10 protein-coding genes are annotated in these 11839 nt (G+C 67.6%); 3 read left to right on the forward strand and 7 right to left on the reverse strand.

Annotated elements, in window-relative coordinates:
• The 3 genes from RR928_RS12140 to RR928_RS12150 form a co-directional block, all read right to left on the reverse strand.
• A partial coding sequence (locus RR928_RS12140) for an efflux RND transporter permease subunit (RefSeq protein ID WP_332537121.1) occupies window positions 1-3062 on the reverse strand: 3062 nt, incomplete at its 3' end.
• A complete protein-coding gene (locus RR928_RS12145) occupies window positions 3055-4167 on the reverse strand; it encodes an efflux RND transporter periplasmic adaptor subunit (protein WP_332682662.1) in 1113 nt (370 codons plus the stop codon). The genes RR928_RS12145 and RR928_RS12140, both read right to left, overlap by 8 nt.
• 74 nt (window positions 4168-4241) lie before the next feature.
• The gene (locus tag RR928_RS12150) at window positions 4242-4859 is read right to left on the reverse strand and encodes a TetR/AcrR family transcriptional regulator (RefSeq protein WP_332537125.1); all 618 of its coding nucleotides are present in this window, start codon (window positions 4857-4859) and stop codon (window positions 4242-4244) included.
• Window positions 4860-4949: 90 nt separating this feature from the next.
• On the opposite strand from RR928_RS12150, the gene RR928_RS12155 reads away from it, so the two are divergent.
• Both RR928_RS12155 and RR928_RS12160 read left to right on the forward strand, forming a co-directional pair.
• Window positions 4950-6476: an efflux transporter outer membrane subunit gene (locus tag RR928_RS12155; RefSeq protein WP_332537126.1), complete on the forward strand. Its 1527-nt coding sequence runs from the start codon at window positions 4950-4952 to the stop codon at window positions 6474-6476.
• Window positions 6477-6550: 74 nt separating this feature from the next.
• Window positions 6551-6868 carry a DUF4148 domain-containing protein gene (locus RR928_RS12160; RefSeq protein ID WP_332682665.1) on the forward strand — a complete coding sequence of 106 codons (318 nt, stop codon included), beginning with the start codon at window positions 6551-6553 and terminating at the stop codon, window positions 6866-6868.
• Window positions 6869-6902: 34 nt separating this feature from the next.
• On the opposite strand, the gene RR928_RS12165 is transcribed toward RR928_RS12160, so the two are convergent.
• Genes RR928_RS12165 through RR928_RS12180 form a run of 4 tightly spaced genes read right to left on the reverse strand, consistent with a single transcriptional unit; the run spans window position 6903 to window position 11093 of the window.
• Entirely contained in the window at window positions 6903-7886 is a 984-nt protein-coding gene (locus tag RR928_RS12165) for a PDR/VanB family oxidoreductase (protein ID WP_332682667.1), read from the reverse strand.
• A gap of 10 nt (window positions 7887-7896) precedes the next feature.
• The gene (locus tag RR928_RS12170) at window positions 7897-8958 is read right to left on the reverse strand and encodes an aromatic ring-hydroxylating dioxygenase subunit alpha (protein WP_332537130.1); all 1062 of its coding nucleotides are present in this window, start codon (window positions 8956-8958) and stop codon (window positions 7897-7899) included.
• A 39-nt stretch (window positions 8959-8997) separates the two neighbouring features.
• Complete coding sequence (locus tag RR928_RS12175; RefSeq protein ID WP_332549630.1) at window positions 8998-10098, reverse strand: aromatic ring-hydroxylating dioxygenase subunit alpha; 1101 nt, start codon at window positions 10096-10098, stop codon at window positions 8998-9000.
• Between the two features lie 20 nt (window positions 10099-10118).
• Entirely contained in the window at window positions 10119-11093 is a 975-nt protein-coding gene (locus RR928_RS12180) for a PDR/VanB family oxidoreductase (protein WP_332537133.1), read from the reverse strand.
• A 214-nt stretch (window positions 11094-11307) separates the two neighbouring features.
• On the opposite strand from RR928_RS12180, the gene RR928_RS12185 reads away from it, so the two are divergent.
• On the forward strand, window positions 11308-11839 hold a 532-nt coding region (locus RR928_RS12185), incomplete at its 3' end, for a GntR family transcriptional regulator (protein ID WP_332537134.1).

The following is an 11839-nucleotide window of genomic DNA, read 5'->3' on the forward strand; positions in this document are numbered from 1 at the left end:
GCCTGCCTGACCGGCTGGATGCGAAACCAGATGGCATACATGGCCGGCAGAAACACCAGCGTCAGAACCGTGCCGGCCAGCGTGCCGCCGATCAGCGTATACGCCAGCGTCCCCCAGAACACCGAATGGGTCAGCGGAATGAACGCCAGGATCGCCGCCAGGGCGGTGAGGATCACCGGACGGGCGCGTTGCACCGTGGCCTCCACCACGGCCTGGAACGCGTCCAGCCCCTCCTGCTCGTTCTGCTGGATCTGCCCGATCAGAATCAGCGTATTGCGCATCAGAATGCCCGAGAGCGCGATCAGCCCGACCAGGGCATTGATGCCGAAAGGCTGCTGGAACAGGATGAGGGTCGGCACCACGCCTATCAGGCCCAGCGGGCTGGTGAGGAACACCATGACCATTGCCGACATCGAGCGCACCTGCAGGATGATGATCAAAAGGGTGATGGCAATCATGATGGGGAACAGCGGCAGCATCGCCGTCATCGCCTTGCCCGACTCCTCGATCGCGCCGGCCTGGTCGATGCGGTAGCCCGCGGGCAGCGCATTCCTGATCGGCAGCAGCTGCGCGGAGATGGCGGCGGAGACATCGGGGGGCTGAAGTTCTTCGGCGATATCTCCCTGGACCGTGATGGTGGGCACGCGGTCGCGGCGCCGCATGACGGGCTCTTCCATGCGGATGCTGGTTTCTCCCACCTGCGACAGCGGTATGCGCTGGCCGCTGGCGGTGGTCAGGGTGAAATCGGCGATCTTTGCCGGATCAAGGCGGTTGCCTCCCGCAGAGCGCGCCGTGACCTGCACCGTGCGTATGTCTTCGCGCACGCTGGTCACGGGAATGCCGCTGAGCAGGAACTGCAGCTGCTGCGCCACCGCCGTCGAGCTCAGCCCGGCCGCCTGCAGGCGATCCTGCTGCAAGGTGAAGTGCATCACCGGCGTGCGCACGCCCCAATCGGCGTTGACGGTGCGCATCAGCGGGCTGGCGGCCATCACCTGCTGCACCTGGGCGGCGATCTCGCGCAGCTTGTCCGGGTCCGGGCCCGAGACGCGGTAGGCGACGGGGAACGGCGAGTACGGCCCGAACACCAGCTGGGTGACACGCACCCTTGCCTCGGGCGCCAGCCCCTGCGCTATGGCCTCGCGCAGCCGCGCCTTGAGCGCTTCGCGCTGCTGCTGGCTGTCGGTGCGCACGACGATCTTGGCAAACGCGGGGTCGGGCAGCTCGGGCGAGATGGCCAGGTAGAACCGGGGCGCGCCCTGGCCCACATAGGCGGTGACGATCTTCGCTTCCGCCTGCTGCGCCAGCCAGGCCTCGACCTTGGCCGTGGCCGCGTCGGTGCCCGCCATGGACGTTCCATAGGGCATCTGCACCTCGACCAGCACCTCCGGTCGATCGGAGATGGGGAAGAACTGCTTTTTCACGAGGGCCATGCCCAGAACGGCTGCGGCCATGAGGGCAGCCACCGCGCCGGCCACCAGCCACTTGCGCGCGATCACGCTGCCCAGCATTCTGCGAAAACGTTGGTAGCGCGGCGTGCCGTACATGGCCGCATGTCCGCCTTCGACCTTCTTGATTTCCGGCAGGAGCCGGACGCCGAGATACGGCGTGAACACCACCGCCACCACCCAGGAGACGATGAGCGCGATGCCCACGATCCAGAACATGTTGCTGGTGTACTCGCCCGCGGTGGAGCGCGCAAAGCCGTTGGGCATGAAGCCCACAGCGGTCACCAGCGTGCCCGACAGCATGGGTGCGGCGGTACGGCTCCAGGCGTAGGCCGAGGCCGCCACGCGGTCGTAGCCCTGCTCCATCTTCACCACCATCATCTCGATGGCGATGATGGCGTCATCCACCAGCAGGCCCAGTGCCAGGATCAGCGAGCCCAGCGTGATGCGGTCAAAATTCTTGCCCGTGGCCGCCATGATGACGAACACCGCGGCCAGCGTCAGCGGCACGGCGGCCGCCACCACCACGCCCACGCGCCAGCCCATGCTGACGAAGCACACCACCAGCACCACCACCAGCGCCGCGAAGAACTTGACCATGAACTCATCGACCGAGGCGCTGATGTTCTCGGACTGGTCCGTCACCTTGGCCAGGCCCATGCCCAGCGGCATGTCGGCATTGATGGCCGCGACTTCCCGGTCCAGGGAACGGCCCAGATCGAGCCCGTTCCAGCCGTCGCGCATGATGACCCCCAGCAGCAGCGCGGGCTCGCCGGCATTGCGCACGATGAAGGTCGCCGGGTCCTCGTAGCCGCGGGTGACGGTGGCGACATCTGAGAGCTTGAGCGTGCGGCCCTGGGCCACGATGGGCGTGTCGCGGATCTTCTGCAGTTCATCGAAGGCGCCGTCGATGCGGATGAAAACCCGCGGGCCCGCGGTTTCCACCGAACCCGCGGGCGTCAAGGCGTTTTGCTGGTTCAGGGCCGAGAACACTTCCTGCGGACCGATTCCCAGCGTCGCCAGGCGTTCATGCGAGAACTCCACATGGATGCGCTCGGACTGCTCGCCCACGATGTTGACTTTCTTCACCCCGGGCACATGCAGCAGACGCTGGCGCAGCGCCTCGGCATCGCGCACCAGCTCGCGCTGCGGCGCGCCGCGGGCCTTGAGCGCATAAAGGGCAAAGGTGACGTCCGCATACTCGTCGTTCACCATCGGCCCGATCACGCCGGCGGGAAGGTTTGCCGCCTCGTCGCCGAGCTTCTTGCGCGCCTGATAGAACTCCCCCTGCACTTCGGCCGGCGGGGTGGAGTCCTGCAGCGTGAGCGTGGTGAACGCCATGCCCGGCCGGACAAAGGTCTCGGCGCGGTCGTACCAGCGCAGCTCCTGCAGGCGCTTTTCCAGCTTCTCGGCCACCTGGTCCTGCATCTCCTGCGCCGTCGCGCCGGGCCAGGCGGTGACGATGGTCATCACCTTGACCGTAAAGGCCGGGTCTTCGGCGCGCCCCAGCTGCAGGAAAGAGATCACTCCCGCAACAGAGATCAGCAGGATCAGGAACAGCGTGACGGAGCGCTCGCGCACCGCCAGCGCGGAGAGATTGAAGCGGCCCTTACTCACTGCGGCCTCCCGTGGACGGCGCTGCCGGCGCTGGTGCGGCAACGCGCACCGTGGCGCCGTCCTTGAGCAGATGCGCCCCCAGGGCGACGATGGTGTCGCCTGGCCGCAGCGCGCCCGTGACATGCGCTGTGTCTGCGTCCATGCGCGCGATCGCCACGCGCTGGCGCTCGACCTGCGTGCCCTTGAGCAACCAGACCGCGGGGCCGTTTCCGTCGTCGAGCAGCGCGCTCAGCGGCACCTGCAAGGCGGCTTCGCCCGACTGCGGCCGGCCGGCGATTCTCACCGTGACCGTGCTTCCCAGCGGAGCATGGGCGCCGCCGCCTTCCAGCACATAGCGCGCCTCGAAAGTGCGCGTCGCCCGGTCGGCAACATCGGCGAGCTGACGCAGCCTGGCGGGAACGGCGGCGTCCTCCTTGCCGTAGACGCTGGCCAGGGCCGGCGAGCCCAAGGCCGGGCGCAGCGTTTCCGGCAGCTGGACCACCGCTTCCCGCCGGCCCGCCTGTGCCAGGCGCACCACCACCTGGCCGGCGCTGACCACCTGGCCAGGCTCGACCAGGGTTTCGACCACCACGCCGTCGGCATCGGCGCGCAGTTCCGCGTAGCCACTGGCGTTGCGTGCCGCCTGTGCCTGGGCTTGCGCCGCCCTGAGCTGTGCCGTGGCGCTGTCCGACGCCGCCTTGACCTGGTCATAGGCCGAGGCCGAGATCGCGCCCGTGCCGCGCAGGTCGCGAAAGCGTGCCTCCTCCTCGCCGGCCTGCAGCGCCCGGGCCGTGGCGGCGGCCACGGCGTCGTCCTGCGCCTGGGCGGCCAGCTGCAGGTCCACGGGATCGATGCGCAGCAGGGGCTGGCCGCGTTTCACGGACTGTCCGGCATCCACCAGACGCTGCAGCACCTTGCCGGAGACGCGAAAGCCCAGATCGCTTTGCACCCGCGCGGCAATGATGCCGGTAAAGGCCCGCTCGGAGGAGGCGCCGGGCGCGACCTCGACGGTGCGCACCAGGGGAATGCCGGTGCGGGGATCGGGGGTGGCGGTTTTTCCGCAGGCGATGAGCGCAAGCGGCAGCGTGCAGAGCGCTGCGATAGACAGATGGCGGTGCCTAGGCATGGGAGTCCCGAGAATTGAGCAGGACCCGATTTTTTGACCAGTGACTAATTTTGTCAATAGTCACAAAGAAAAATTCAAGGCGACAGGCTGCGCAATGCCAGTCCCGCAAGCTGCGCCGGCGCCTGTTCCGCATGCTCGAGGCTGTGCTGCAGCAGCAGGGGATTGAGGAAGGGACGCATGATCAGGAAGATGGCCTCGCCCGCCTCGTCCAGCGGCGTCTTGCGCTCGAAGTCGCCCGACTGCCGGCCGGCTTCGAGAATGTCCAGCAGCAGCTGGTGCATGTTTCTTTCATAGGCCACCGCCGCCTGCCAGCGCTCGGCGGACGCCGAGGTGGCGATCTCGTAGAGCTTTCTATCCTCGGAAAAAAGCCGCAGCGTCACTGTCACAATCGCCTTGAACATGCGGCGCAGCTGCTCGGGCGGGCGCCCGGCATCGGCCACGGCCTGGCGGATTTCGGCTTCCATCTCGATCAGGCAGTTGGAGCAGATCAACTCGCCTATCACCTGCTTTGATTCGAAGAACTTGTAGATGTAGGCCTTGGAAAAACCAATCGACTTGGCCAGGTCGGAAACCGTCGTCTTTTCATAGCCGTAGCGGCTGAAGTGCTCTTTGGCTGCAGTGACGATCTGCGCACGCACATCGTGTTCGACGGGTCCGCGCGCCGAAACGGGATAGACGTTGGGGGTATTCATGGTCACAAGCTTACCCCGGGCAAAAAAAACCTACAACGAGTGACCAAATCATAATATAGTCACAACGTCATTCCCTTGCTTTCATTGACCATGCCCCGTCTTCCCCTGCTTTGCGCCCTGATCGTTTCCAGCCTCTGCGCGGCCTGTGCGGTCGGCCCCGACTACCGGCCGCCCGCAGCGCCCACGCCCCAGGCTTTCACCAGAGGCCCGGCAGCGGGCGAGGAAACTGCGTCCAGCTTCGTGACCGACAGCGCGCTTTCGGCATGGTGGACGACTTTCGGCGACCCGCAGCTCACGCATCTCGTGGCCCTGGCCCTGGCGCAGAACCTGGATCTCGCCCAGGCGTCGGCCAGGGTGAGCGAGGCCCGGGCCGGGCTGGACGCCGCCGGCGCCGCGCTGCTGCCTTCGGGCAGCGTCAGCGCCCAGACGTCGCGTGCCTACCAGTCGCTGCAGACGCCCCTGGGGCAGGTGCTCAACTCGACGCCAGACTTCGCCCGCTACGGCAATGCCCACGAAGCCAATCTGGCCGTGGGCTGGGAAATCGATGTGTTTGGTGGCTTGAAGCGCGCCAGGCAGGCAGCGCAGGCCGACTACCAGGCCACGGCGGCCGCTGCCGTGGCCGTGCGGCTCGCGGTGGCTGCGCAGACCGCCGACACCTTCTTCCACATCCGCGGACTGCAAAACCGGCTGGAAATCGCACGCCAGCAGGTGCGCACCCAGCAGCAGTTGCGCTCCACCATCGCGCTGCGCTGGGACAAGGGGCTGGCCGCCGAACTGCAGGTCAGGCAGGTCGAAGCCGCGCTGTCACGCGCCCAGGCCACTCTCCCCATGCTCGAAGCCGCGCTCGAAACGGCAATGAACGCCATGGATGTGCTGCTGGGCGAGATGCCCGGCACCCACAGGGCGCAACTTGCCGGCGGTCAGGCCTTGCCCGCGCTGCCCGCCATGCTGCCGGGCGGCGCGCCGGGTGAGCTGCTGCGCCGCCGCCCGGACATCATTGCGGCCGAGCGGCGGCTGGCGGCTTCGAATGCGCGGATTGGCGTGGCGATGGCGGAGTATTACCCCAAGCTTTCGCTCAGCGGCCTGATAGGCAGTGCGACATCGATGGGCAGCGGCCAGCTTTTCAGCGGCGGCGCGACCCAGGCCGCTGCCGTGGCCGGCCTGCGCTGGCGGCTGTTTGACTTCGGCCGCATCAACGCCCAGATAGACCAGGCCCAGGCGCAGGAAGCGCAGGCGCTTGCCGCCTACCGGCAAGCGTTGCTGCGGGCCACGGAGGATGTGGAAAACGCCCTGCTGGCGCGCGCGCGCCGGCAAGAACTGGAGACGGTGCTGGCGCAAGGCCTGCATTCATTGACACGCGCACGCGAAGCTTCTGGCGCGGCCTATGACAAGGGCGTGGTCAGCCTGATCGAAGTGCTGCAGGCCGATGAAGGCCTGCTGAGCGTGCGCGATGCGCAGGCCCAGGCCCGTACCGAGTCGGCGCGCGCGGCCGTGGCCCTCTTCAAGGCGCTGGGCGGCGGCTGGACACCGCCACCGCCGCCCCCCTCTAATTGCCCGCCCATGGCGCCGGCGCAGCCGGCATCGCTGCCCGTCACCTCGCCAACAAGGAGGTTGTGAACCACCCCGCTCTTTCCCGTGCTTTCTCCGCCGGCCCCAGGCCGTTTCCCTTCCCTCATTTTTACCGGAACACCATGTTGAACTCCCATCCCCATCCCGCCCTGCGTGGCCTTGCCTCCATGGCCTGCGCCGCGGCGTTGCTGGCCTCGTTCGCGGCCAGCGCCGCAGCCCCTGCAGACCGTCCCGCGACGCCGGAGCCTGCGGGCCTGTCGCGCGCCGAAGTGGTCGCTGATCTGGTGCTCTGGCGGCGCGCCGGCCTGGACCGCTACGAAGTCCTGGCAACCTCGCACGGCCTGGAGACCCCGGCGTACCGCGCCGCCTACCGCGAATACCAGCGCCTGCGCAGCAGCGAGCAGTTCCAGATCGAAGTGCGCAAGGCGCTGCAGGATTGAGGCTGTGCGTCCCGGGCCCGGCGTCGCGCAGGCGCTAGCGCAGCACCGGGTCCGGGCGCCAGGCCGCCTCTATGCTGACTTCGCCGCCCGCCAGGCGCGAGACGCAGGCGCACATGCGGCGCGCGCTGCGCTGCTCCTGCGCGCTGAAGAACACATCGCGGTGATCGAGTTCGCCCTGCAGCTCGAGGATGTCGACGGCGCACAGTCCGCATTCGCCGCGCCGGCAGTCCGACAGCAGCGGCACACCGGCTTGCGTCAGCGCGTCCAGCATTGATTGGGTGCCGGGCACCTGCAGACGCAGGCCCAGACGCGGCACATTGACCGTGAACGCCTGCGTGGCGTGGCGACCACCGGCGCCAAAGGTCTCGAAGTGCAGCTGCGTGGGCGCGCGCCGGCTTGCGGCCCAGACCTCCCTGACCGCGTCCATCAGCCCGATGGGACCGCAGACATAGAGTCCGGCGCCAGCCGGCAGCGCGTTCACCTCGGCGGCGATGTCCAGGCGCTGGCCCGCGGCGGTGCACACGAACTCCACGCCGCTGCCCAGCGCGGCCTGGAGTTCCTGGCGGAATGCAAACTCCTCGGCGCTGCGCGCGGCATAGAGCAGGCGCACCGCGGCGCCGCGCGCGGCCAGTGCCAGCGCCATGCTGTAGATGGGCGTGATGCCTATGCCGCCCGCAATCAGCAGGTAGTGCGCCTGCCCATACTGGAGCGCGAAATCGCAGGCCGGCGGCGTGATCTGCAGCAGACTGCCCACTTCCAGCGCCCACATGTAGGCCGAGCCGCCGCGGCTTTGCGGCGCGCGCTTGACCGCGATGAAGAAGCTGCCGTCCGGCAGCTGGCGCGTCACCGAGTACGAGCGGTGGTCGGGCGCACCGCCGATCAGCACGCGCACATTGACATGTGCGCCGGGTGTGCAGGTTGCGGGTGGCAGTCCGACGATCTTGAACTCGCGTATCGACGGCGTGAGATCACGCATTGCATCGACGCGCACTGGCAGCCAGGTAGCGAGCTTGTGCATGGCCACTCCTTCACGCGGCCGTGACGAGACGGATCGCGCGCGGCTGTTCCTGGGCGATCATCTGGTCTATGCGCCGGCGCGCCCACAGCGATCCGGCGTCGATGTTGAGGTTGTTGAAGCCGCGCTGCGGGTTGCGCGCCAGCGCGCGCTGCTGCGCCTCGATCACGTCCTCATCCTCCTTGAGGATGCCTGCTGCCGCCTCCATGATGCGGCGCGTGAGGCCCTGGTCGTGCAGCTGGTAGTTGCGCAGATGGCACCAGAAGTAGTAGCAGCTGTTGCGCGTCGAAGGCGTGGGAATGTGCACCACCCACATGCCCACGCCCTGGCTGCGATCGCCCTGGGGCGCGCCCGTTCCCGCGACGGCCACGCCCACGTCGAGCACCACCACCGCAGGCGACAGGAAGTAGATGTATTGCCAGCGGTCCACCGGTCCGGGCCGGCCAAGCTGGGCGGCCCAGAAAGGCGGCGCCTCCTGGTCGAGTATCCAGCGCTCCACGGTCGCGGTGCGCTCGCCGTGGAAGGCCTCGAACGGCGCTTCGGTCAAGGCCTCGTTGCCTATGCTGGAGGCATGCACGAAGGTTTCATGGGTCAGGTCCATGAGGTTGTCTATGACCAGCCGGTAGTCGGCCTGCACCGGCGTCATGCGGCCGTCGCCCACCCATGCGGGATCGTCGAACCAGCCCAGATCGGGAATCAGCGCCGGGTCGGCCTGGGCCGGGTCGCCGGGCCAGACCCAGACAAAGCGGTGGCGCTCGACCACCGGGTAGGAGCGCACGCAGGCCGACGGGTTGATGGTCTCCTGCGAAGGCATGTGCGTGCAGCGCCCGGTCGCGTTGAAGCGCAGGCCGTGGTAGCCGCAGACCAGCTCGTCGCCCGCGAGCCGGCCTTGCGACAGCGGCAGCAGGCGGTGCCAGCAGCTGTCGGCCAGCGCCACGGCCTGGCCGTCGAGCTTGCGGTACAGCACCATGTCATGGTCGCAGATGGTTCTGGCCAGCAGGTTCCGGCCTATCTCGGCGTCCCAGCCGGCGACATACCAGGCGTTCTGGGGAAAGGTGGCGACATCGGTGTTCATGGTCAAATCCTGTGGGTGGGCATTCATCGTGTCGCGCGTTCAGCGCAGCGCCGCAGCTGCTTCCCGCGCCGCCATGCGATACAGGTTTCTGCGCATCAGCAGACCCGGCTTGTCCGGTGCGAAGTTGAGGTCGAACTGCGGCTCGGCGTCCTTGCGCACCACCTCCGAAATCCATTCGAGCGCATCCACGTCCTCGAGATAGGCCTGCTCCGAGGCGGTCTGCAGGTGGTGGTCGGCCTGGGCGTCGTCCAGCTTGAAGTCGCGCGTGTTGAACCACCAGTAGTGGATGGTGTGCTGGGTCTCGGGTGTGATCAGGTGGGTGATGTTGAAGCGGTAGCGGCCCGGCGCGTCGCCGTCGGGCGCATGGTCCAGGATCTGGGCGAAGGCCACGTGCATGGCCGGCGAGATGAAGCGTGCTTCGGAGAGCCGGTCCACGCGCTTGTGCATGATGCCGGCCGGCACGCCATAGATGCCGGGAGGCGGCGAATTGCGCAGCGCGCGGTCGATGACGATCTGCTCGCCGTCTTCGCGCACATCGAGCTTGGAGCGCGCGTACTCGGGGGTTCCGACCGTGCCCGGATGCAGGAAGGGAAAATGCGTCTGGTCCAGCAGGTTCTCGTGCATGGCCACATAGTCCGAGCGCATGAAGAAGGCGCCGGTCACGCTGCGCTGCGCGGGGTCCGACAGCCAGGAGGTATCGGGCACCAGCGACTCGTCGGCCAGATCGGGCTCGCCCATCCAGATCCACACCAGCGGAAAGCGTTCCACCAGCGCAAAGCTGCGCACGTTGGCATTGCTCGGCGAGATCGGCATGGAGGGCATCTTGGCGCAGCGCCCCGAGGCATCGAACTGCATGCCGTGGTAGCCGCAGACCAGGATGTCGCCTTCGAGCTTGCCCTTGGCCAGCGGAAAGGAGCGGTGCGGGCAGCGGTTGCGCACGGCGACCGGCGCGCCCGCGAGCGTGCGGTACAGCGCCACGTCGACGCCGAGAATCCGGCGCTGCAGCAGTTCGCGGCCGATTTCGCTGCTGCGCCCGGCCACATACCAGCAGTTGCGCACCAGCGGCGTGTCCTGATCCGCGTAGCCGGGACGCAGTGCGGCGACGTCGCCGGCGGACTTGAGGGCGTGAATATTGCTCATGAATTTTTCTCCAACGGGGCTCAGGCGTCCAGGGTCAGGGATTGGCCCTGGATGCGGGATACGCAAAGGCATAGCGTGTTGCCGGCGGCGCGCTCCTCGGCGCTCAGGTAGCGGTCGCGGTGCTCTATGGGCCCGTCGGCTGCAAGCACGGTCAGCGGGCACAGCCCGCATTCGCCGCGCCGGCAGTCGTAGAGCAGCTCGACGCCCGCGGCCGTGAGCGCTTCCAGGATGGAGCTGTTCCTGCCCACGGAGATGCAGCGGCCCGACTTCGCCAGGTGCACCTCGAACGCCACGTCGTGCGGGCTGCCGGCCACGCCGAAGAACTCGCTGCGCACGCGGCCCGGCTCCCAGCCGAGTGCGGCCGCGGCCTGGTGGGTGGCCTGCACCATGCCGGCGGGGCCGCAGACATAGACCGTGGTGTCGGGGCCTTGCGCGGCCAGCAAGGCGCGCAGGTCCAGCAGGTTCGCGCCGTCTTCGCCGCTCAGATGCAGCCGGCCGCGCGCGCCCGCCAGCTGCATTGCCTCGTCGCGGTAGGCGAGCTGCTCGGCCGTGCGGCCGCTGTACACGAACGCAAAGTCCTTGTTGCGCCGCACCACGCTGGCCAGCATGGCGTAGATGGGCGTGATGCCTATGCCGCCGGCAATCAGCAGGCTGCGCGCGTCGTTGCGCCCCAGCAGGAAGTTGTTGCGCGGCGCGGAAATCTGCAGCCGCGTGCCTTGGGCGAAAGTGCGATGGATGAAATCCGAGCCCTGGGCGCGGTCCTCGCGCTGCACGGCAATGCGATAGCACGCCACACCGTCGGCAGGCCCGCCCACCAGGGAGTAGTGGCGCACGAACGCGCCGAGTTCGGGCGACGTCAGATGCAGCGCGATATGCGCGCCCGGGTCATAGCGCGCCAGGGCCTGGCCGGGCGCTGCGACCAGCTGGTATTCGCGCACCCGGGGCGTGAGCTCGCGCACACCGGCGACCTGGGCGGCGATGGTGGTGGGATTCAATTCGATTCTCCGTGGGTCTTTGGCATTTGGAATCCCAAACAAGGATTTTTTGGGCTTCCTGTATTGTTATTAGGCTATTTGGGATTCCAAATAGGTGAAAACCCGGGAAATATGGGCAAGATTCAATGCTTTGGGACTCCAAATTCCACCAAGGCTGCGCGCCGCAACACAACTTGGCTACACTTGGAATCCCAAATCACATCCACTGCGACCCATGACCCAGGCCAGCCTGCAGAAGCTGCACCTCAATGCCGCGATCAAGATCCGCGAACTGATTCTTCAGGGACGGCTGGCGCCGGGCACGCGCATCACCGAGGCCGCGCTGTCCGAAATGCTGGGGCTGTCGAGAACGCCGGTGCGCCAGGCCCTGCCCGCGCTGGAAAAGGACGGGCTGCTGACGCCGGTGGGCAAGCGCGGCTTCGCCGTGCGCGCGTTCACCCACGAGGAAAGTCTCACCGCGCTCGAAACCCGGGGAACGCTCGAAGGGATGGCGGCAAAGATTGCGGCCGAGCGCGGCCTGCGCGCGGACATCCAGGCCGAGTTCCATGCCTGCCTGATCCAGGGCGATGCCATCCTGGCCGACAGAGACGACATCTCGGCATCGAACTACGCGTATGGCGAAATGAATGCCCGCTTCCACCGGCTGCTGCTGCAGGCCGCGGACCGGCCGCTGATTTCCGAACTCGTGGAGCGCTGCGCCGTGGTGCCGTTCGTCTCGCCGGCGACGATTGCGTTTGGCGACGCGC

This window comes from Comamonas sp. (assembly GCF_036666375.1).
Lineage (GTDB): Bacteria > Pseudomonadota > Gammaproteobacteria > Burkholderiales > Burkholderiaceae_C > Comamonas.

Excerpts from the sequence above, each read along its gene's own strand:
- RR928_RS12145 (WP_332682662.1), bottom strand. The coding sequence starts at position 4,167 with ATGCCTAGGCACCGCCATCTGTCTATCGCAGCGCTCTGCACGCTGCCG.
- RR928_RS12150 (WP_332537125.1), bottom strand. The coding sequence starts at position 4,859 with ATGAATACCCCCAACGTCTATCCCGTTTCGGCGCGCGGACCCGTCGAA.
- RR928_RS12155 (WP_332537126.1), top strand. The coding sequence starts at position 4,950 with ATGCCCCGTCTTCCCCTGCTTTGCGCCCTGATCGTTTCCAGCCTCTGC.
- RR928_RS12160 (WP_332682665.1), top strand. The coding sequence starts at position 6,551 with ATGTTGAACTCCCATCCCCATCCCGCCCTGCGTGGCCTTGCCTCCATG.
- RR928_RS12165 (WP_332682667.1), bottom strand. The coding sequence starts at position 7,886 with ATGCACAAGCTCGCTACCTGGCTGCCAGTGCGCGTCGATGCAATGCGT.
- RR928_RS12170 (WP_332537130.1), bottom strand. The coding sequence starts at position 8,958 with ATGAACACCGATGTCGCCACCTTTCCCCAGAACGCCTGGTATGTCGCC.
- RR928_RS12175 (WP_332549630.1), bottom strand. The coding sequence starts at position 10,098 with ATGAGCAATATTCACGCCCTCAAGTCCGCCGGCGACGTCGCCGCACTG.